Origin of the sequence: Azospirillum baldaniorum, assembly GCF_003119195.2 — a bacterium.
Classification (GTDB): Bacteria; Pseudomonadota; Alphaproteobacteria; order Azospirillales; family Azospirillaceae; genus Azospirillum; species Azospirillum baldaniorum.
Genome location: NZ_CP022253.1, coordinates 229,569 through 250,563 on the forward strand (window position 1 = coordinate 229,569; position 20,995 = coordinate 250,563).

At 68.8% G+C, this 20,995-nt stretch carries 19 protein-coding genes; 8 read left to right on the top strand and 11 right to left on the bottom strand.

The annotated features are described in order from the left end of the window. Positions 1 to 7: 7 nt before the first annotated feature. Together Sp245p_RS00990 and Sp245p_RS00995 are read right to left on the bottom strand one after the other, a co-directional pair. Entirely contained in the window at positions 8 to 697 is a 690-nt protein-coding gene (locus Sp245p_RS00990) for a response regulator transcription factor (RefSeq protein WP_014238955.1), read from the bottom strand. 91 nt (positions 698 to 788) lie between these two features. After that, positions 789 to 1,292, bottom strand: coding sequence for a hypothetical protein (locus Sp245p_RS00995; RefSeq protein WP_014238954.1), 504 nt, complete (start codon positions 1,290 to 1,292; stop codon positions 789 to 791). Positions 1,293 to 1,519: 227 nt separating this feature from the next. Between Sp245p_RS00995 and ribA the strand changes: the two genes are divergently transcribed. From ribA to Sp245p_RS01010, 3 genes are all read left to right on the top strand, one after another. Next, complete coding sequence (gene ribA, locus Sp245p_RS01000) at positions 1,520 to 2,683, top strand: GTP cyclohydrolase II (RefSeq protein ID WP_014238953.1); 1,164 nt, start codon at positions 1,520 to 1,522, stop codon at positions 2,681 to 2,683. Positions 2,684 to 2,862: 179 nt separating this feature from the next. Then, entirely contained in the window at positions 2,863 to 3,852 is a 990-nt protein-coding gene (locus tag Sp245p_RS01005; RefSeq protein WP_014238952.1) for a hypothetical protein, read from the top strand. A 35-nt stretch (positions 3,853 to 3,887) separates the two neighbouring features. Next, entirely contained in the window at positions 3,888 to 4,409 is a 522-nt protein-coding gene (locus Sp245p_RS01010) for a L,D-transpeptidase family protein (protein WP_014238951.1), read from the top strand. A 6-nt stretch (positions 4,410 to 4,415) separates the two neighbouring features. Here Sp245p_RS01010 and Sp245p_RS01015 read toward each other — a convergent pair whose 3' ends face one another. Then, positions 4,416 to 5,123 carry a YggS family pyridoxal phosphate-dependent enzyme gene (locus Sp245p_RS01015; RefSeq protein ID WP_014238950.1) on the bottom strand — a complete coding sequence of 236 codons (708 nt, stop codon included), beginning with the start codon at positions 5,121 to 5,123 and terminating at the stop codon, positions 4,416 to 4,418. A gap of 99 nt (positions 5,124 to 5,222) precedes the next feature. Here Sp245p_RS01015 and Sp245p_RS01020 point away from each other — a divergent pair, with 99 nt between their 5' ends. Continuing rightward, the gene (locus tag Sp245p_RS01020; protein WP_014238949.1) at positions 5,223 to 5,783 is read left to right on the top strand and encodes a hypothetical protein; all 561 of its coding nucleotides are present in this window, start codon (positions 5,223 to 5,225) and stop codon (positions 5,781 to 5,783) included. Positions 5,784 to 5,857: 74 nt separating this feature from the next. On the opposite strand, the gene Sp245p_RS01025 is transcribed toward Sp245p_RS01020, so the two are convergent. Further along, on the bottom strand, positions 5,858 to 7,015 hold the full coding sequence (locus tag Sp245p_RS01025; protein ID WP_014238948.1) for a porin: 1,158 nt from the start codon (positions 7,013 to 7,015) through the stop codon (positions 5,858 to 5,860). A 403-nt stretch (positions 7,016 to 7,418) separates the two neighbouring features. Further along, a complete protein-coding gene (locus Sp245p_RS01030) occupies positions 7,419 to 8,591 on the bottom strand; it encodes a porin (protein ID WP_014238945.1) in 1,173 nt (390 codons plus the stop codon). Positions 8,592 to 8,934: 343 nt separating this feature from the next. On the opposite strand from Sp245p_RS01030, the gene Sp245p_RS01035 reads away from it, so the two are divergent. The 4 genes from Sp245p_RS01035 (at position 8,935) to holA (ending at position 13,779) form a co-directional block, all read left to right on the top strand. Continuing rightward, complete coding sequence (locus tag Sp245p_RS01035; RefSeq protein WP_014238944.1) at positions 8,935 to 9,474, top strand: DUF3576 domain-containing protein; 540 nt, start codon at positions 8,935 to 8,937, stop codon at positions 9,472 to 9,474. A gap of 112 nt (positions 9,475 to 9,586) precedes the next feature. Then, on the top strand, positions 9,587 to 12,157 hold the full coding sequence (gene leuS, locus Sp245p_RS01040; protein ID WP_014238943.1) for a leucine--tRNA ligase: 2,571 nt from the start codon (positions 9,587 to 9,589) through the stop codon (positions 12,155 to 12,157). Next, positions 12,144 to 12,707 (top strand): LPS assembly lipoprotein LptE, encoded by a 564-nt coding sequence (lptE, locus tag Sp245p_RS01045; protein ID WP_014238942.1) that lies wholly within the window; start codon positions 12,144 to 12,146, stop codon positions 12,705 to 12,707. Before leuS ends, lptE begins: the two co-directional genes overlap by 14 nt. A gap of 49 nt (positions 12,708 to 12,756) precedes the next feature. Continuing rightward, positions 12,757 to 13,779: a DNA polymerase III subunit delta gene (gene holA, locus Sp245p_RS01050; protein ID WP_014238941.1), complete on the top strand. Its 1,023-nt coding sequence runs from the start codon at positions 12,757 to 12,759 to the stop codon at positions 13,777 to 13,779. Between the two features lie 9 nt (positions 13,780 to 13,788). Here holA and Sp245p_RS01055 read toward each other — a convergent pair whose 3' ends face one another. The 6 genes from Sp245p_RS01055 to mnmE all read right to left on the bottom strand — a co-directional run bounded on the left by Sp245p_RS01055 (position 13,789) and on the right by mnmE (position 20,973). Beyond that, positions 13,789 to 15,168: an esterase-like activity of phytase family protein gene (locus Sp245p_RS01055; RefSeq protein WP_014238940.1), complete on the bottom strand. Its 1,380-nt coding sequence runs from the start codon at positions 15,166 to 15,168 to the stop codon at positions 13,789 to 13,791. Positions 15,169 to 15,294: 126 nt separating this feature from the next. Beyond that, a complete protein-coding gene (locus Sp245p_RS01060) occupies positions 15,295 to 16,206 on the bottom strand; it encodes a ParB/RepB/Spo0J family partition protein (protein WP_014238939.1) in 912 nt (303 codons plus the stop codon). Further along, positions 16,206 to 17,000 carry a ParA family protein gene (locus tag Sp245p_RS01065; RefSeq protein ID WP_014238938.1) on the bottom strand — a complete coding sequence of 265 codons (795 nt, stop codon included), beginning with the start codon at positions 16,998 to 17,000 and terminating at the stop codon, positions 16,206 to 16,208. Before Sp245p_RS01065 ends, Sp245p_RS01060 begins: the two co-directional genes overlap by 1 nt. 49 nt (positions 17,001 to 17,049) lie before the next feature. Further along, a complete protein-coding gene (gene rsmG / locus Sp245p_RS01070) occupies positions 17,050 to 17,664 on the bottom strand; it encodes a 16S rRNA (guanine(527)-N(7))-methyltransferase RsmG (RefSeq protein ID WP_014238937.1) in 615 nt (204 codons plus the stop codon). Then, positions 17,664 to 19,532: a tRNA uridine-5-carboxymethylaminomethyl(34) synthesis enzyme MnmG gene (gene mnmG / locus Sp245p_RS01075; RefSeq protein ID WP_014238936.1), complete on the bottom strand. Its 1,869-nt coding sequence runs from the start codon at positions 19,530 to 19,532 to the stop codon at positions 17,664 to 17,666. The genes rsmG and mnmG overlap by 1 nt, the downstream gene beginning before the upstream one ends. A gap of 109 nt (positions 19,533 to 19,641) precedes the next feature. Further along, positions 19,642 to 20,973, bottom strand: coding sequence for a tRNA uridine-5-carboxymethylaminomethyl(34) synthesis GTPase MnmE (gene mnmE, locus Sp245p_RS01080; protein ID WP_014238935.1), 1,332 nt, complete (start codon positions 20,971 to 20,973; stop codon positions 19,642 to 19,644). Positions 20,974 to 20,995 lie beyond the last annotated feature (22 nt).

Below are 20,995 nucleotides of genomic sequence, written 5' to 3' on the forward strand. Positions count from 1 at the left end.
CCGGGGATCAGGGCACCAGCCGGTAGCCGCCGGGCTCCGTCACCAGGATTTCGGCGTTGGACGGGTCGCGCTCGATCTTCTGGCGCAGGCGGTAGACGTGGGTTTCCAGCGTGTGGGTGGTGACCCCGGCGTTGTAGCCCCACACCTCGCCCAGCAAGGTCTCGCGCCCGATCACCGCGCCGCCGGCCCGGTACAGGTATTTCAGGATCGCCGTTTCCTTCTCGGTCAGGCGGATCTTGCGGGCGCCGCCGTCGGCGAGGAGCAGCTTGCCCGCCGGGCGGAAGCTGTAGGGGCCGATGGCGAAGACGGCGTCCTCGCTCTGCTCGTGCACGCGGAGCTGGGCGCGCAGCCGGGCCAGCAGGACCCCCATGCGGAAGGGCTTGGTGACATAGTCGCTGGCCCCGGAATCGAGCCCCAGGATGGTGTCGGCGTCGGACGCCGCCGCGGTCAGCATGATGATCGGGCAGCGCACCCCCTCGCGCCGCAGCAGACGGCAGAGGTCGCGCCCGTCCATGTCCGGCAGCCCGACGTCGAGCAGGATGGCGGCGAAACCGCCCTCCCGCGCCACGGCCAGGGCCGAGGCGCCGTCCCCGGCCTCCACCGTCTCGAATTCCTCCAGAAGCTGGAGCTGCTCGGCGAGAGACTGCCGGAGGGCGGTGTCGTCGTCGATCAGAAGGATGCGTTTCGCAAGCGTCATGCAGGGGCGTTCACCGGTGGCTCCGGGCGCGGAACTTATCATGGCCCGCGCGGGATTGCCCTAGACTTATCGGAAGGTCTGAAGACAAGCGTCAGGCGCCAAACAGGTCATCCAGCCGATCCGCCGCGGCGGTGTCCGGAGCAAGGACGACCGCAGCCTCCGGGGCGAGGCCGAGGTCCGTCACCGCCTGCGCCGTTTCGGCGTCCGGCACGGCGACGGCGCGCATCAGCGCCAGCGCGCCCTGCTCCAGATGGCGGCGGGCGGCGGCGGCCTCCTCGGTCAGGCCGGGCTCCAACCAGAGAAGACGGTCCACCAGCGCAACAAACCTCAGGCGCCGGCTGTCCATCGCCAGGGCGGCGGCGAGGCCGGGCAGGGCGCCGCCATCCGCCAACACCCGCGCGCCGTCCGGCAGCCGCGACAGCGCGATGTCCGCCGCCAGCACCGCCGAGGGGTCGAGCCGCGGGTGGTCGCCGGGCAGGGCGTGCCGCGCCAGGCTGTGCCCCTGCGCCTCCAGCGCCAGCGCCACGCGGTCCGCGTAGCCGTCCGGCGCCCGGTTCGCGGGGAAGAGGACGTGCAGGGCCGGCTGGTCCGCCATGGCGATGGGTCTCGCGTGCAGGGGAGGGAAGGAGCAGGGCGGCGAGCATAGCGCAAGCCGGATTCGCCCGCACCGGCGGCGGTTTGCGCCATCGTTGCACCGCCGGCAACGGTGTGGCGCGCGGGATTTGCTGGACAGGGGGGCGCCACCTGCGCTTTGCTTCCCGCGCTCTCCGACCCATGTCGGGATCTTTCGCCCTTCGGGGCGCAGCACGCGAAGCCTCCGTTATGTACGCCGACGCCCCTTCCGACTCCGCCCCGCCCGAAGCCGTCCTGCCCATGGACGAAGCCGCCATGCGCGCGGTGGACCGGGCCACGGCCGCCCTGCGCCGGGGCGAGGCCGTCGCCATCGAGACCGCCGACGGCAGCGTCGGCGCCGCGGTGTCGGTGGAATCCGTGGCGATCGACGCCGTGCAGCGGCTGGTGCAGCTGACCGGCGCCGCGCCGGTCCTGGCCGTCACCCGCCGCCGCGCCACGGTGCTGAAGCTGATGGGCGAGGGGACGGGCGTCGTCGCCCTGTCGCTTCCCCGCTGCCTGACCGCGGACGAGGCCCACGCTCTGGCCGATCCCGAACACCGCCCGGACGGAGCGATGCCGGACGGCCTGACCGCCACGGCCATGGACCCCGGGTCGCGCGAGACCGCGGCGGTGGACCTCGCCCGGCTGGCGCGGCTGCTGCCGGCGGCCATCGTCGCCCCCGCTGCTGAACACACGGACACCGGCAGCGCCGCGGAATGGGCGGCGAAGCACGACCTTCTTCTGGTCCGCGCCCGCGACATCGCCGACTACCGCGTCCATGTGGTGCGCACGCTGCGCCGGGTGGCCGAGGCCCGCGTCCCGCTGTCCGGCGCCGAGAACACCAGCATCGCCGCCTTCCGCCCCATCGACGGCGGGCCGGAGCATCTGGCGATCATCGTCGGCAACCCGGTGGCGGGCGAGCCGGTGCTGGCCCGCCTGCATTCGGAATGCTTCACCGGCGACCTGCTGGGGTCTTTGCGCTGCGACTGCGGCCAGCAGCTGCGCGGCGCCATCGCCGAGATCGCCCGGCAGGGCAGCGGCGTCCTGCTCTATCTGGCGCAGGAGGGGCGGGGGATCGGCCTCGTCAACAAGCTGCGCGCCTACCGCATCCAGGACCGCGGCTTCGACACGGTGGACGCCAACGAGATCCTGGGATTCGAGGCGGACGAGCGGGTCTATCTACCAGCGGCGGAGATGCTGCGGCAGTTGGGCTTCACCGCCGTGCGGCTGATGACCAACAACCCGGAAAAGCTGCGCCAGCTCGCCCGCTGCGGGATCGAGGTGGTCGAGCGCGTTCCCCACATCTTCCCGTCCAACGGCCACAACGAAGGCTATCTGCGCACCAAGGCGGAGCGCAGCGGTCACATGTTCTGACACCGCATCTTCCGAGAATCGATTCTTCAGGGGGCAGGAAACGCCCCTTGCCCGGCAGCTCTTGCCGGGTCGCGGTCCGGTCTCCTGCCGAAAGCGCCCGAGACGACGGGATTCCAGCCCAGGGAACTGGCACACCGGTTGCTTAGGACAGGGCTGGACACCGCGACGGGAGACCGCCCATGGCCATCGACGCCACCACCATCGACGCAGCCGCCGCTTCGCGGCCGGTGCAGCGCGAGCGGTCGCCGGCCCAAGCGACGCCCGCCCTGACGGTCATGGAAAGCCGGGACAGCCCCGACCGGTACGAGGCCGAGGCCGAGATGTCCTTCGGCGACTTCCTGGACATCATCAACCCGCTCCAGCACATCCCCATCGTCAACACCGTTTACCGGGAGATCACCGGCGACACGATCAAGCCGTCGTCCAAGGTCATCGGCGGCATTCTGTTCGGCGGCCCGTTGGGCGGCATGGCGTCCATCGCCAACGCCGTGGTGGAGCAGGCCCAGGGCAAGGACATCGGCGGGCAGATCATGGCCTCGCTCGGCTTCGACGGGGACGCCGCCGCCGGCCATCCGCCCGCCGGCACATCCGGGGCCACAGCGGTCGCCGCCCTGCCGGACTCCGCCGCCGGCACCTCGGCACCGGCCATGGCCGCTGCGGCGCCGGCCGCCCAGCCGGCCCGCACCGTCACGGCGGAGTTGCCCGACGCCAAGCGGCCCGCAGCACCGCCCCATGGGGTGGGGGCGGCGGTAAGCGGGTCCGGGCGCGATGGCCTGACGGACACGCCGCATCCCTCGCGCATGCCGGCGCGCGACACCCCGCTGGCGAACAGCCTGATGGCCAAATACGCCGCCGCCAAGCCGCACCCCTCCACCGTCGGCTTCGCCGCCACCGCGGTTCCCTCCGGCGTCCGCAAACCCGCGGAGGCCCAGGCACCGGCGGCCCAACCGGACGCCGCGGCCGGAACCGGGGCGGCGAACGCGTCGGCGAATGTGCCAACGAACGCGCCGGCGCAGGCGAACGCCGCCCCGGCCGCCGCCAACAGCAACGCCTTTGCACCCGTGACACCCGACATGCTGTCTGAGACGATGATGCGCAATCTGGCCAAGTACGAGCAGGGCCGGCGGGCCGCACAGACCCAGGCGCCCAGCCTGCGGGTGTCCGGCTGAGCGCGGTGACCCCGGAAACGGGTGAGGGAAGGGCGATGGAGATCACGGTTCGTCTTGAGGACCCGCCATCCGACGGCCGTCTCGATTGGCCCGGCGGCTCGTTCCGCTGCGTGCTGGGCCGCGGCGGCATCCGCTCCGACAAGCGGGAGGGCGACGGCGCCACCCCGGTCGGCCGCTTCGCGCTGCGCCGCGTGCTGTGGCGCCCCGACCGTCTGGAGCGTCCCGGGACGGGCCTGCCGGCGTCGCCCATCGCGCCCGACGACGGCTGGTGCGACGACCCTGCGGATCCCGCCTACAACCGCCCGGTCAAGCGCCCCTACGCCGCCAGCCACGAGGAGCTGTGGCGCGACGACCATGTCTACGACGTCATCGTGGTGATGGGACACAACGACGACCCGGTGGTGCCGGGTCTGGGCAGCGCCGTGTTCATGCATGTGGCACGGCCCGACCGGGCGCCGACGGCGGGCTGCGTTGCGCTGCCCCTGCCGGACCTGCTGCGGCTTCTCAAGGATTGCGCGCCGGGCACCGCGCTGACCGTGGCGGGCCCGGCGGAATAGGCGGCGCTATCCGGCGGCGGGATAGGGGCGGGCGCCGAAGATCGCGGTGCCGACGCGCACATGGGTGGCGCCGAAGCGGATCGCCGTCTCGTAATCGCCGCTCATCCCCATGCTGACCTCGGGCAGGCCGGCGCGGCGCGCCATGTCGGCGAGCAGGGCGAAATGCATCGCCGGCTCCTCGTCCACCGGCGGGATGCACATCAGGCCGGTCACCGGCAGGTTCCAGCTGTCGCGGCAGGCGGCCAGGAAGGCGGCCAGCTCAGCCGGGGGAATGCCGGCCTTCTGCGGCTCCTCGCCGGTGTTGACCTCGATCAGGCAGCGCGGGCGGCGCCCGCTGCGCGCCATCTCCTCCGCAAGGGCCTCGGCCAGCTTGGGCCGGTCCACCGTCTGGATCACGTCGAACAGGGCCACCGCGTCCTTGACCTTGTTGGTCTGGAGCGGGCCGATCAGGTGCAGTTCCAGGTCCGGGAAGCGCTCGCGCAGCGCGGGGAACTTCGCCTTGGCCTCCTGCACGCGGTTCTCGCCGAAGACGCGCTGGCCGGCGGCCAGGGCCTCCTCGACCGCCTCCACCGGGTGGGTCTTGGAGACGGCGACCAGCGTCACCGCGCCGGGAGCGCGCCCGCCGGCGGCGCAGCCGTCCTGGATGGAGCGGCGGACGGCCTCGAGCCGGGCCGTGACGGTGGCGTCTGGTGTGTCGGTGTGCGAAGCGGACATGCCGGTCCTCCCCCTTTTATGGCGCCTGCCTGTACAGGAACCGGAGGGCGTGGTAACGGACGGACCGACGAAACGCAAGCACCCCGAGGAGAACACGGCATGCGTGGTTGGATGCGTCCCCTGATCCTGTCGGCGCTGATTCTGGGGGCCGCGCCGTTCACGGCCGGCAGCGCCCTTGCCCAAGGCACCGGGAACCCGAACGCCGGGAGTCAGAATGGCGGCAAGCCCGCCGCCGGCAAGGAAGCCCCGAAGGAGGCGCCCAAGGAAGCTCCCAAAACGGCGGCGGGATCGGCCATCGCCCAGGCGCCCTTCGCCGTGCAACCGTTCCCGCTGCAGGACGACGGCACCTACAAGGAATTCTTGGGCGCCGCCGCCGCTGACCTCAACCGGCGCTGCACCAAGCAGGAAAATTATGGTTGGGAGTTCAAGAAGGACGACGACGCCCGCCGTGACCAGATCCTTGAATCCACGCTGGGCGGCTTCCGCAAGGCTGGCTGGAAGCTGGGCGAGGTGAAGGTCCGTTCCATCCGCGATCCGGGAACCACCGCCTACACGGCGGAGAAGGCCAAGCAGCGCCTGCTGGCCGTCTGGACCCCGATGGAGAACGCGGCGATCCTGCTGCTCTGCGAGACCGAAGCGGCGCCAGCGACCAAAAAGTAAGAACCAGCGACAAAAGGAAAACGGCGGCGGATGGATATCCGCCGCCGTTTTTGTCAGACCTGCCGCAAGGCCGATCAGAAGGCCAGACGGGTGTCGATCATGATGATGTGCGCGCGGTCGTCGGGGCTGATGCCCCCGTTGTCGATCGTCGTCATCTTCGAGTCGAGGTCGAGGTAGCTGTACTCCAGGCCCGTGGTCAGGCCGGGCGCGATGGTGTAGGTCACGCCGGCCTGATACAGCTCGGCCTTGACCGGGGCCACGAAGCCGGTGTTCGGGCTGGTGCCGTTCGAACGCGACTGCGAGTAGTTGGCGGCCAGGATGAGCGGGCCGGTGGCGTACTGGGCGCCAACGATCCAGATGTCCTGCTTCTCCTTCACGGTCAGCGACTTGTCGTAGCCGCTGTCGCCGCTGTAGGCGTAGCTGCCGCCGATCTTGAAGTCGCCGTAGCCGACGTTCAGGCCGGCGTGGACCGAGCTGAGCTTCTCGAAGCGGGTGGCGCCGACGCCGACGCCGTCATCGACCGCATCGCCGAACTGGTAGAAGGCGCTGGCCGCGACGCTGAAGCCGCCGAACTCGTTGGTGTAGGTGCCGCCGGCCTCGACGACATCCTGGAACCCGCCGTTGTCCTGGCGACGGTTGATCGAGGTGTGCGAGTCGCCGGTGCGCGGCGTGTAGGAGACGCCGCCCTGGAAGCCGGCGATGGTCGGGGTCAGGTAGATGACCTTGGTACCGACGTCACCCGACGCGAAGGCGCGGAAGTTGTTGGTGGTGGTCGGCAGCAGCGAGTAGGTCTGCGAACCGCCCAGGAATTCCACCGTGTTGTTGTCCGGACCGCCGGCGATGCCCTCGACGTTCGGGCCGATGATGCCGAACTCGTCCGACAGGCCGTTGATCGTGCCGGCCTGCAGGGTGCCGAAGCCGCTGTTCACGAAGATGAACGCGCGATCGGCGTCCATCGTGCGGACGTTGCTGGCGCCGTTGGCGGCGCGCATGCGGACGCGGCCGCCGTACTCCAGACCGTTGTCGGCCGTGGCGACCGGCGTGACGGTCACGCGGAAGCGGTTGGCGAACTCCGTCGAGCGGGTGCCTTCATCACGGTCCTGTTCGACATAGGCGCCCTGGAAGAAAGCGTCGCCGCCGATCTTGACCTCGAACTTGGTCTGGGCGGAAGCCACGCCGCTGCAGGCGATGATCGCGATGGCTGCGCAGCCCGTAACAAGAGAACGCTTCATTGATGGTCCATCCTTCTAGCAGGCCCCCAAGGAGACTGGAGCCGTGCGGTTGTGCTTCCCATCAATGACTAAGCCACCCGTTCGCTCACCCGACAAGAGCGATTCGACAGGGGTAACGGTGCAACTGTAACACAGTTGCCATTCCGACACAGTCATAAGTGTTTGGAGTCTAATGGTTTTTCCCGTATGCCGTAAATATAGCACATTTCTTGTCCAGATTTTGGGCGTGATGAACAAACTTTACGCACCAAAAAACGCCATGGCGGACGGCGAACCGGAAGGTAAAGGCGCACGGAAAAGGCGCAGCGCGAACGGCAAAGAACGCGAACGGCAAGGAAGATGGACAAAGAAAAAGGGCGGTGGCCGAAGCCACCGCCCTTCTCCATCCACGGATGACCGCAGATTAGAACGCCAGGACCGTGCGGAGCAGGACGACGTGACCGTCGTTGTCCAGGTCCACAGCGGCCGTGCTCAGGTCGCTGTCGGCCTTGAAGTAGTCGTACTGAGCCTGCAGGGTCAGGCCCGGAGCGACGGTGTAGCCCGCGCCGAACTCGTAGACTTCCAGCTTGCGGCTGCCGGCGGTGTAGAGGCTGCCAGCGTCCTTGCCGTTCTTGTAGTTGGCGCCGACGACGATCGGGCCGGCGGTGTACTGAGCGCCGACAACCCAGAGGCGGCTCTTCTCGTTGTCCGAGGTCGCGGTCTGGATCTGGCCCGACTCACCGAAGTCGGTGTACGAACCGCCGAGCGAGAAGCCGGCGTAGCCAACCTGGGCGCCAACCTGCCAGGCGTTCAGGTCCTCGACGCTGGCGCCGACCGTGGTCGTGCCGGCGGCGTTGCCCCAGTAGTAACCGGCGCTCGCCTTCAGAGCGACACCACCGAAGGTGTTGCTGTAGTTGGCGCCGACTTCGACCAGATCCTCGAACGTGGTCGAGAAGCCACGGCCGGTGGCGGTGACCGGGGTCAGGTCAGCGCGGTTGACCGAGGCGTGCGAGTCGTCGTTGCGCGGGGTGTAGCTGGCGCCCACCTGCAGGCCGGCGAAGCGCGGCGAGAAGTACACGATCTTGGTCGCGTTGTTCTCGACGACCAGCGACTGGTTCAGGATCGAGCCGTTCAGACCGGCGAGGCCGCCGCCGATGTCCGAGGTCTGGCCGATCCAGGCGGTGACGCCGTCATAGATGGCCAGCGGCAGGTAATCCTGCGGGGCCGTGACGTAGGTGGCGTCGTTGAAGGAGTTGGTCACGCCCATCTGGACCTGACCGAACGCGCCCTGCGCGAAGATGTAGCCGCGGTCGGCGTCCATCGTGCGGGCGTTGTTGGCGCCCGAGTTGGCGCGCATACGGATGCGGCCGCCGTACTCCAGGCCGTTGTCGGCCTTGGCGGTCGGGGTCACGATGACGCGGAAGCGGTTGCGGAAGTCAACCGAACGGGCACCCTCGTCGCGGTCTTCGTTGACGTAGCCGCCTTCGAAGTAGGCGTCGCCGCCGACCTTGACTTCAAACTTGGCCTGAGCGTTGGCGGCGCCGGCACCCAGAGCCAGAGCGGCAGCGGCGCAGCCCGCGAGCAGATAACGGTTCATGATTGTTGCCTCCATCCTGGCAGCAGAATTTTCAGCCCGGTTAACGTCCTGGCTGGCTCTGTGGTACGCAGATGCGGGGACGCCAGCAAGCCGGAAATCGCAAAGTTGCAGCAATGAAGGAACAGTGTGTCCGACGGAACACACCTTCATTGTGCGCCGCCGTTGGAATTCCGCCGCCCGCGCCGTCCCGTCCGCAGGGCTCCGGCATCGCCCCGGACACAGCAAAGGCACAGGCTGCGCCCCGCATCGGCTGTTGCCGCGGGCGGGCTTTTATGGTCTTTTCACCGGCATCCGCCGCGGTATCGTGCGCGGTACCCCGAATTTATTGATCCAGGTTCCGACCATGCGCCGTTCCCGTGTCCTTCGCCTTGCCCCCGTCGTGCTCGCGGCGTCGCTCGCCGTGGCCGGTTGCTCCAGCTGGGGCGGCCAGACGGAAACCGTCGATGAGCAGATCAAGAAGGAATACAAGTTCGGCAGCCTTCTCGGCACCGACGGCGGCTTCAGCCTGTTCGGCAAGAACAAGCGCAACGGCGCCGAGCAGGGCGATCCCAACGGCATCGGCGTCAACAGCTTCCTGTGGCGCGCCTCGCTGGACACGCTGTCCTTCATGCCGATCGTCTCCGCCGACCCGTTCGGCGGAGTCATCCTGACCGACTGGTACACCCCGCCGGACACCCCGAACGAGCGCTTCAAGGTCAACCTGTACATCATGGACCGTCAGCTCCGCGCCGACGGCGTGCGGGTGTCGGTGTTCAAGCAGCAGCGCGCCGGGTCGGACTGGCGCGACAGCGCGGTCGGGCCGGAGACGGCGACGACGCTGGAGGACGCGGTGCTGACCCGCGCCCGCCAGATCCGCGTCGCCCAGCAGGCCGCGGCGCGCTGAACGGGGGCGCCGGGCGGGGTGGGGCGGCGGGCATCGGTCCGCCGCCTGTTGCCCCGCCATCGGCGCCTTATTTGTCTAGATCCACGAAATTCACGGAACGGCGTCTGCGGTCATGTCGCGTTACAATGTCAAGGAAACCGAAGCGAAGTGGCAGGGCGAGTGGGAGCGGCAGGGCTGCTTCACCGCGCGCGAGGACGCTTCCCGTGAGAAGTATTACGTGCTGGAGATGTTCCCCTACCCGTCGGGGCGCATCCACATGGGGCATGTCCGCAACTACACCATCGGCGATGTGATCGCGCGTTACAAGCGCGCCCGCGGCTTCAACGTGCTGCACCCGATGGGCTGGGACGCCTTCGGCCTGCCGGCGGAGAACGCCGCGCTGGAGAAGAAGACCCATCCGGCCAAATGGACGCGCGAGAACATCGCCGCCATGCGCGCCCAGCTGAAGACGATGGGTCTGTCCATCGATTGGGACCGCGAGATCGCCACCTGCGACGTGGAGTATTACCGCCACGAGCAGAAGATGTTCCTGGATTTCCTTAAGGAAGGCCTGGCCTACCGCAAGGAGTCCTGGGTCAACTGGGACCCGGTCGACAACACGGTCCTCGCCAACGAGCAGGTGATCGACGGCCGCGGCTGGCGCACCGGCGCGCTGGTCGAGAAGCGCAAGCTGTCGCAGTGGTTCCTCAAGATCACCGCCTACGCCGACGAGCTGCTGAAGGGGCTGGACACGCTGGACCGCTGGCCGGAACGCGTGCGCCTGATGCAGGAGAACTGGATCGGCAAGTCCACCGGCGTGCGCTTCCGCTTCGACCTCGTCGGACGGGCGGACAAGCTGGAGGTCTTCACGACCCGGCCCGACACGCTGTTCGGCGCCTCCTTTGCGGCGATCTCCGCCAACCACCCGCTGGCCGCCGAACTGGCCGCCGGCAACCCCGCGCTGGCCGAGTTCATCGCCGAGTGCAACCGTCTGGGCACCAGCGAGGAGGCGATCGAAACCGCCGAGAAGCGCGGCTTCGACACCGGGCTGCGGGTGGTGCATCCCTTCGACTCGTCCTGGGAACTGCCGGTCTACGTCGCCAACTTCGTGCTGATGGAATACGGCACGGGCGCCATCTTCGGCTGCCCGGCCCATGACCAGCGCGACCTGGACTTCGCCCGCAAGTACGGCCTGCCGGTCACGCCGGTGGTCGTTCCGGCGGACGCCGATCCCGCCACCTTCACGGTCGGCGACGAGGCCTACACCGGTCCCGGCCTGCTGCGCAATTCGCGCTTCCTCGACGGGCTGGAGGTCGAGCAGGCCAAGCAGGAGGTCGGCAAGCGGCTGGAAGAGCAGGGGCAGGGCGAGCGCACCACCCAGTACCGCCTGCGCGACTGGGGCGTTTCCCGCCAGCGTTACTGGGGCTGCCCGATCCCGGTCATCCACTGCGAGAGCTGCGGCATCGTCCCGGTTCCGCAGCAGGATCTGCCGGTCGTTCTGCCGGACGATGTGACCTTCGACAAGCCCGGCAACCCGCTGGACCACCACCCGACCTGGAAGCACACGAGCTGCCCGAGCTGCGGCAAGCCGGCGGTGCGCGAGACAGACACCTTCGACACCTTCATCGAGTCGAGCTGGTACTTCGCCCGCTTCTGCTCGCCCAAGGCCGAGGACGTCGCCTTCACGCGCGAGGCGGTGGACTACTGGCTGTCCGTGGACCAGTACATCGGCGGCATCGAGCATGCCGTGCTGCACCTGCTCTATTCCCGCTTCTGGACGCGGGCGATGAAGCAGTGCGGCTACCTGAACGTGGAGGAGCCCTTCGCCGGCCTCTTCACCCAGGGCATGGTGAACCACGAGACCTACAAGGACTCCGGCACCGGCGCCTGGCTGGCCCCGACCGACATCCGCAAGAATGATCTCGGCGACTACATCCGCAACGACAACGACGGTCCGGTGACGGTCGGCCGCGTCGAGAAGATGTCGAAGTCCAAGAAGAACGTGGTGGACCCGGCGCACATCATCGGCACCTACGGCGCCGACGCCGCCCGCCTGTTCATGCTGTCCGACAGCCCGCCGGAACGCGACCTGGAATGGACGGAAGCCGGCATTGACGGCGCCTGGCGCTACATCAACCGCCTGTGGCGGATGGTGACGGAATCGCCGGTCGCTCTGCCGCCCGCCGGAACGCCGAAGCCGGAGGCGTTCGGCGCCAAGGCCGAAGCCACCCGCCGTCTGGTCCACAAGGCCATCGCCGGCATCTCGGAAGACCTGGAGAAGTTCCGCTTCAACAAGGCGGTGGCCCGCGTGCGCGAGCTGTCCAATGCCCTGGCCGAGCTGGACGGCGCGGGCGAGGGCGAAGCCTGGGTCCTGCGCGAAGGCTTCGAGGCCACCGTCCGGCTGATCGGCCCGATGATGCCGCATCTGGCCGAGGAGCTGTGGGCGCAGCTCGGCCATGCCACGCTGCTGGTCAACCAGCCCTGGCCGCAGGCCGACGCCGCCCTGGTGGTCGAGGACTCGGTCACCATGGCGGTGCAGGTCAACGGCAAGCTGCGCGCCACGCTGGAGCTGCCGCGCGACATGGCGAAGGACGCCGCGGAGCAGGCCGCCCTGGCCGATCCGAACGTCCAGCGCGCCTTGGAGGGCAAGCCGGTGCGCAAGGTCATCGTCGTCCCGAACCGGGTGATCAATGTCGTCGTCTGACCTCCATAACGACAATAGCCGCAACGGCAAAGCCGGCGTCCGGCGGCGGGGACTTCTGACCCTCGCCCTGCTCGCGCCGGCGGTGCTTGCCACGGCGGCCTGCGGTTTCCAGCCCATGTATGGAAACCTCGGGGCGAACAGCATCGGCACCGCCGAGCTCCAGCAGGTCGAGATCGGCGGCATCAAGGACCGTTATGGCCAGAAGCTGCGCAACCTCCTGATCGACCGCTTCTACGCCGATGGCCGCCCCGCCGCCCCGCGCTACCGGCTGGAAACCGCGCTGACCGCGTCGGAGCAGAAGCTGTCCCTTCAAAAGGATGCGACCGCCACCCGCGCCCAGCTCGTCGTGAACGCCCCCTACCAGCTCATCGACGCGGCGACGGGCGCGATCCTGTTCCAGGCCAACGCGCGCTCCTACATCAGTTACAACGTGCTGGAGCAGCAGTACGGCGCCTTGGCCACGGTCGAGAACGCCTACGACCGCGCGATTCTGGAAATCTCCAACGAGATCACCACCCGCGTGGCCGCCCAGCTCGGCCGCAAGCTCTGATCCACACTGGACAACCGGAGGCCGGTCCTCCGCCACCGACGGTGCCTTCGTGAAGCTGCAAGCCCGGGCGATCGACGGCTTCCTGCGCAACCCCGATCCCAAGATCCGCGCGGTCCTGCTCTACGGCCCGGACACCGGCTTGGTGCGCGACCGCGCCATGGGGCTGGGCCGCACCGTGGCCGCCGACCTGTCCGACCCCTTCCGCGTGACCGAGATGCTGGGCCGCGCCGTCGCCGACGATCCGGCCCGCTTGGCCGACGAGGCCGCCGCCCTGTCCTTCACCGGGGGCCGCCGCCTGATCCGTGTGCGCGAGGCGGAGGACAACGTCACCCTCGCCTTCACCGCCTTCCTGGGCAACCTGCCGCCCGGCGACAGCCTCGTCCTCGTCGAAGCCGGCGATCTCGGCAACCGGTCGAAGCTGCGCACCCTGTTCGAAGGAGCCGACGGCGCCGTCGCCATTCCCTGCTATGTGGAGGAGGAGGCGGCGCTTGGCCGGGTCATCGCCGACATCCTGCATGGCCATGGCCTGACCGCCGATCCCGACGCCCTGACCTTCCTCGCCGGCAACCTGGTCGGCGATCGCATGGTGGCGCGCGGCGAGATGGAGAAGCTGGCGCTCTACATGGGCACGGAAACGCGCGTCCGGCTGGAGGACGCCCAGGCCTGCGTCGGCGACAGCGCGGCCCTGTCGCTCGACGAACCGATCTGGGCGGCGGCGGAGGGCGACTTCGCGACGCTCGACCGCTCGCTGGCCCGGCTGTTCGCCGAGGGCATGTCCCCGGTGCCGATCCTGCGCGCCGCCCAGCGCCATTTCCAGCGGCTGCAGCTGGTCGCCGGGCAGGTGGCGGCGGGCAAATCGGCGGACGCCGCGGTGGAAGCGCTGCGCCCGCCGGTGTTCTTTAAGATGAAGCCGCGGCTGACCGGTCAGGCCCGCCGCTGGCCGGCGCCGCTGGTCCGTCAGGCGCTGGAGCGGCTGGTCGAGGCCGAGGCGGACTGCAAGCGCACCAACATGCCCGACCAGACGCTCTGCGCCCGCGTCCTCTTCCAGCTCGCCTCGCTGGCGCGGCGCTGAACCTCCTTCTTACTTCGCGGCCAGGAACTGCGGCACGCGGAGCAGGATCAGCTCGTTGTGGTCCTGCTTGCCCAGCGCGCGGCCCGACGAGTAGGGCAGGTTGTTGTCGTTGCCGACGACGATGTGTTCGGCGTCCACCACATCGACATTCTCGATGGTGACAAAGGGGAAGGTGAACGTGCCCTTGTCGCCGCCGAGCCGGGCAACGCCCTTCGGATCGTCGATGTCCATCAAGTCGACATAGCCCACCTTCTTCACGAAGCCCTCCGCGTCGGCCTGGGCGAGGTCGATCTTGTAGACGCGCTTGAACTGGGCCGGGACGTTGAAGCAATCCGGGGTGGGTTGACCGGTGCAGCCCTGGGCCGGGTTGCCCTCGCCGTTGTCGCGCTCGATGATCAGGCCGGTGGCGGCGTCGATCATGTTGAAGTCGCCGATGTTGTTGCCGTTGGCCTCCAGAAGGTACTTGAAGCTGCGGCCCGTGAAGTCGCCCTTGGCGACGTCGAACTCGGCGATGCGCAGATACTCCCGCCCGTCCTTGGTCTCCCAGGCACCACCCGTCCCAAGCTGGGCGTTGAACAACGGCCCCTCGAACAGCGGGTAGAGGAACCGGCCGTCCTTCGACGCGGCCATCCCCTCGAAACCCCGCGAGCGGCGCACCTCGAAGCCGACGGCGCCCGGCACCGCCGGGGTGGACACTGCGTAATGGTCGGGGGAGCGCACGGGCTTGCCGTCCACCGTGCTCTCATGGAGGGACAGCAGCTTGCCGGTGCGATCGGTCACCAAGATGTAGGGGCCGAACTCGTCGCCGAAATACATCCGGTCGCCGATGATCTGCACGCTCTCGACGTCGAAGTCGGCACCCGTCAGGTAGCGTTCCGTGGTCGCCTCGGTGACGATGGGGAAGGGCACCTTGCGGTCGGGATCGCGCAGGAACAGCGTCTCGGCCACCGCCGCGGCACCGGTCTTCCAATCGATGGTCAGCCGGTGCACCGTCAGCATCGCGTCGGCGGAGTTGCCCTTGCTGCCGAAGCCATTGTCGGTCAGCACCAGGAAGCTGCCGTCGCCCAACGCCTTGATGCCGGAGAAGCCCTGGACCGGCTGGCCCTCGAAGGGCAGCGCCATGCCGGTGGCGCGCGGGGCGTTGGGGGCCGACAGGAAGGACGTGCCGTCGATGCTGCGGGGCTGGTCGACGCGCTTGCGGTCGGCGGCGGTGAATTTGCCGGAGGTGCGGAACAGGTCCGGCGCGTCGGCGGGCGGCGCCACGAAGGTCGCCGCGTCAATGACGCCGTGCCCGGCCAGCTCCGCCGGGAATTTCTGGTCCGCAAGAGCCGGCCCCGCAATCAGGGCCGCGGTAAGGCCGGCAAGGCACAGGCCGTGGATGGGCTTCATGAATTTCCCCCTCTGTGTCGGCTCCGGCCGCGTCGCTGCGGCCGGACGACCCTGTTTAGGGGGAGATCATGTTAGTGCCGTTTCACTAAAGTGACAGTTTGGTTCCGCGACTTCCTACGCCCGCATTCACTCTCCACCAAGGCGCCGCAGCACGTCGTCGAGCTGGTCGAGCGTCTGGTAATGGATGGTGATGGAGCCGCCCTTGCCCTGCGGCGTGATGGCGACCTTCAACCCGATGCGGGCCGAAATCTCTTCCTCCAGATTCACCAGATCAACGTCCTTGAGCGTCGGGTCGGTGGCGGCACCGCCACGTCCGCCAGCCTTCTTGGTCTTGACCGGCGCACTGCCACGCATCAGGTCTTCGGTCTGGCGGACGTTCAGCCCACGCTTGACCACCTCACGCGCCACCGACACCGGATCGGAGGAGGTGAGCAGCGCGCGGGCATGGCCGGCGCTGAGCGCCCCCTCCTGCACCATGCCCTTGACCGGGTCGGGCAGGGCGAGCAGGCGCATCATGTTGGCGACGTGGCTGCGGCTCTTGCCGACCGAGCGCGCCAGATCCTCCTGCGTGTGCTCGAACTCCTCCATCAGGCGCTTGTAGCCTTCTGCCTCTTCGAGCGGCGTCAGGTCCTGGCGCTGGATGTTCTCGATCAGCGCGATTTCCAGCGCCTCACGGTCCGACAGCTCGCGGATGACGACCGGCACTTCGTGCAGGCCGGCAATCTGCGCAGCGCGCCAGCGGCGTTCGCCGGCGATCAACTCATAGGAGTTGGTCGTCTCCGGATCCCGGCGGACGAGCAGGGGCTGGAGGATGCCCTTGTCGCGGATCGACTCGACCAACCCCTGCAGCGCCTCGTCGTCGAAAGTGCGGCGCGGCTGGTACTTGCCGGGATGGATGAACTCGATGGGCACCTGCTTGGACTGACGCACCTTGTCGAGCGCCGAATAGTCCTCCGCCGCCTCGCCGAACAGGGCGGAGAGGCCCCGGCCCAGGCTGGCGCGGCGGGCACCGCCGTCCGAACGTTTGGTATCCTCCATCACGCGCTCAGCCTCTTCTCACGGCGCAGCACCTCGCCCGCCAGATGGATGTATGCCTGCGACCCGGGGCAGCGCATGTCGTAGATCAGCACCGGCTTGCCGTGGGACGGTGCCTCCGACACCTTCACGTTCCGCGGAATGACGGTGTCGTAGACCTTCTCCCCAAAGAAGCCGCGCACGTCGGCGGCCACCATGTCGGACAGGTTGTTGCGCTTGTCGAACATGGTCAGCACGACGCCGTGGATGTCCAGCTCGGGGTTGAAGGCGCGCTTCACCCGCTCAATGGTGCGGACGAGGTGGCTGAGGCCCTCCAGCGCGTAGAATTCGCACTGCAGCGGCACCATCACGGCGTGGGAGGCGACCAGCGCGTTCAGAGTCAGCAGGCCGAGCGCCGGCGGGCAGTCGATCAGCACGTAGTCGTATTCCAGCGCGCTCTTGTCGACTGCCTCGCGCAGCCGGAACTCGCGCCGCTCGGAGGTGACCAGCTCGACCTCGGCGCCGGACAGATCGACGGAGGAGGTGATGATCGACAGGTTCGGCACCGTCGACACCGTCGCGGCGTCCTCCAACGGCATGCCGTCGAACAGCACGTCGTAGATGCCGACACGACGCTCGGCACGCGGGATGCCGAGACCGGTGGAGGCGTTGCCCTGGGGATCAAGATCGATCACCAGGACGCGCTTGCCGATGGCGGCCAGAGCGGTTGCCAGATTGATGGTGGTCGTGGTCTTGCCCACGCCGCCTTTCTGATTGGCAATCGATATGACGCGGGCGGAGGGAAGGGCGGAGGGCATGTCAGCCTCTCGGGAAGCCTCGGAGCGGGAATGCATCAGGGTCGCGGTCTTAGACACGGGCGATACCACTCACACGCAGGATGGTTCCGGTGGGGTCGGTGCGGCTGTCGAAGCGCTCGATCCGCATCTTCCAATATTTGGTGGTATCGGTCAATTCGTCCGCCACATTTTGCCCCTTGGGAAACAGTGCCGCACCCCGGTCTTGGAGGAAGGGGTGGGCCCAATTCAGCAGATCGTTCAGCGGCGCCAGGGCGCGGGCCGTCACCACGTCGGCGGCAATCGGCGGCACCGCCTCGATCCGCTTGTTGTGCACGGTGACCGACGCTCCGGCCACCCGCGCCGCCTCCCGCAGGAAGGCGCATTTGCGGGAGTCGCTCTCCACCAGATGCACCTCCGGCACGCCCATGATGGCGAGGACCAAGCCGGGAAAGCCGGCGCCGCTGCCCAGATCGACCAGGACCCGAGCGCCTTCGGGCAGCAACGGGAAAAGCTGGGCAGAGTCGAGGAAGTGCCGGCGCCAGGCGTCGGGCAGGGTAGAGGGGCCGACGAGGTTGATCTTCGGCTGCCACTTGCGCAGCGTCGCCTCGTAAGCGGCAAGGCGGTCCAGCGTTTCACGTGAAACACCGGTTTCCGCCTGGAAGGCCGCGGCATCGAACAGGCTCATCAGACGGCCACCTTCACGTCGCGCCGTTTCACGTGGCGGAGCAGGGCGACCAGCGCCGCCGGGGTCATGCCGGGAATGCGGGCCGCCGCCCCCAAGGTCGCCGGACGAGCCTGCCGCAGCTTCTGCCGGATCTCCGCCGACAGGCTGCCGATGCTGTCGGGATCGAGATCATCGGGAAGCTCCAACGCCTCGTCCTTGCGGAAGGCGCGGATGTCGGCCTCCTGCCGGTCGAGATAGCCAGCGTATTTCCCGTCGATCTCCAGCTGCTCGACAACATCGGAAGGTATTGCCGACAGCTCCGGCCACAGTCGGGTGAGGGTGGCAAGGTCGAGGTCCGGATAGCGCAGCAAATCGGCAGCAGTCCGCCGCACGCCGTCCTGGTTGACCGCGATGCCCTGCCGCTGCAGCTCCGCGGGGGTGGCCTGGAGCGCGCGCACCAGAGTGCGACCGGCGGACAGCGCCTCGGCCTTCGCCGTGAAGGCATCGCGCCGCGCCGACCCGACGCAGCCGATGGCCAACCCTTTGGGCGTCAGCCGCTGGTCGGCGTTGTCGGCGCGCAGGATCAACCGATACTCGGCGCGCGAGGTGAACATCCGGTAGGGCTCGTTGGTGCCCCGGGTGATCAGGTCATCGACCAAAACCCCGATGTAGGCGTCGGCGCGGTCGAGCACGAAGCCCTCCGCCGAGCCGCCGGCCAGCAATGCGGCGTTGATGCCGGCCATCAGGCCCTGCGCCGCCGCTTCCTCGTAGCCGGTGGTGCCGTTGATCTGGCCGGCGAAGAACAGGCCGGGGGTCCGGCGGGTTTCCAGCGTCGGCTTCAGCTCACGCGGGTCCACGAAGTCGTATTCGATGGCATAGCCGGGTCGGATCATCACCGCGCGCTCCAGCCCCGGCATCGTCTTCAGGAAGCCGAGCTGGACGTCACGGGGCAGGGAGGTCGAGATGCCGTTCGGGTAGACCGTGTCGTCGTCCAACCCTTCCGGCTCCAGGAAGATCTGGTGGCGCTCCTTGTCGGCAAAGCGGACCACCTTGTCCTCGATGGACGGGCAGTAGCGCGGGCCGGTGCTCTGGATCTGGCCGGAATACATCGGCGCGCGGTGGAGGTTGCCGCGGATCAGCGCGTGCATCTCCGGCGTCGTCCAGGTGATCGCGCAGTCGATCTGCGGCGTGTCGATGCGGTCGGTCAGGTAGGAGAAGGGCGGGGGCGGGGTGTCGCCGGGCTGCTTCTCCAGCGCATCCCAATCGATGGTCTTGCCGTCGAGCCGCGGCGGCGTGCCGGTCTTCAAGCGCCCGAGCGGAAAGCCCAAACGCGCCAGCGTGTCGGACAGGCCGATGGACGGCGCTTCGCCGACGCGGCCCGCCGGGGTGGTTTCCTCGCCAATGTGGATCAGGCCGCGCAGGAAGGTGCCAGTGGTCAGCACCACGCTTCTCGCTGCGAGGGTCTCGCCGGAACCGGTCACCACGCCCGTCACCCGCCCATCCTCGCCAATGGTCAGGTCCTCGGCGCCACCGGCCTCGATGGACAGATTCGGCTGCTCCGCGAGGATCGCCTGCACCGCCTGCCGGTACAGCTTGCGGTCGGCCTGGGCGCGCGGGCCGCGGACAGCCGGTCCCTTGCTGCGGTTGAGGATGCGGAACTGGATGCCGCCTCGGTCGATGGCGCGGGCCATGACACCGTCGAGCGCGTCGATCTCGCGCACCAGATGACCTTTCGCCAACCCGCCGATGGCCGGGTTGCAGGACATCTCGCCGATGGTGTCCAGCTTGTGGGTGAGCAGCAGGGTGCGCGCACCCATGCGCGCCGCAGCGGCGGCAGCCTCGCAACCGGCGTGGCCTCCGCCGACAACAATGACGTCGAACGTTCGCATGGTCGGACCATAGCCGAGTCAGTGCCGGACGCCAAGCGCGGCGACGCAGCAAAGCCCGTGTTTCACGTGAAACAGAGCGACGTGTCGCCTTTGTCACGCCCCACGCGGCTCACTTGCCGATGCAGAAATCCCGGAAGATCACGTCCAGCAGCTCTTCGACATCGACACGCCCGGTGATGCGGCCAAGGGCGCGGCTCGCCAGACGCACATCCTCGGCCATCAGCTCCGGCAGGGGAGCGGTCAAGGCACGGCGCAGGGCATCCCGGCACTCTTCCAAGGCGGAGCGGTGGCGGGCACGGGTGAGGGCTGGCGCACCGCTGCCGGCCAGCCGGTCGGCGGTAAACGCCGTCAAACGCCGCTCCAACTCCGGCAGGCCGGCACCGGTCCGGGCCGAGACCGCGACCGCCTCCCAGCCGCCGACCGTCGGCACAGCGGCATCGACGACGTCCGTCTTGTTCAGGACCACCACCGTGTCCCTGTCGAGCAGGGCAACCGTCGCCGGGTCGAGCGCGGGCAGGGCGGTGGCGTCGAACACGGCGACCTTCACGTCGGCGCGGGCCGCGCGGTCGAGCGCGCGGCGGATGCCTTCCTCCTCGACCTCGTCGGCGGCCGCCTCGCGCAGGCCCGCCGTGTCGGCCAGCACCACCGGGTAGCCGCCGAGGTCGAGATGGACTTCGATCACGTCGCGGGTGGTGCCGGCGCGGGCCGAGACGATGGCGGCCTCGCGGCGGGCGAGGGCGTTCAGCAGGCTCGACTTGCCGGCGTTGGGCGCGCCGACGATGGCGATGTGCAGACCCTCGCGCAGCCGTTCCCCACGGCCGCGGTCGTCGAGATGGGCGTCGATCTCGGCGGCCAGGGCGTCCAGCACGGGACGCGCAGCGTCCGACACGCCGGAGGGCAGGTCCTCGTCGGGGAAGTCGATGTCGGCCTCGATGTGGGCGAGCGACCGGGTCAGCCGCTCGCGCCAGCCGTCGTAGAGTGTGCCGAGCGCGCCTTCCATCTGGCGCAGGGCCTGACGGCGTTGGGCGGAGGTCTCAGCATCCACGAGGTCGGCGACCGCCTCGGCCTCGGTCAGGTCAAGTTTACCGTTCTCGAAGGCGCGGCGGGTGAACTCGCCAGGCTCGGCAACCCGTAGGCCGGGCAGAGTGGCCAACGCTTCCACCACGCCGGCCACCACGGCGCGCCCGCCATGCAGGTGCAGCTCGACCACGTCCTCGCCGGTAAAACTGCGGGGGGCGGTGAAGCGCAGGACCAGGGCGCCGTCCAGCGCCTCCCCGGTCTTGGGATCGCGCAACCGGACGAGGGTGGCCATGCGGGGTTCGGGAAGCGGCTTGCCAGTCAGGGCGGCGAGCGCGTCGCCGGAAGCCGGGCCCGAAACGCGAACCACCGCCACACCGGCGCGGCCGGGGGCGGTGGCGAGGGCGAAGATGGTCGGGATCATCGTGCCAACATTATCGTGCCGG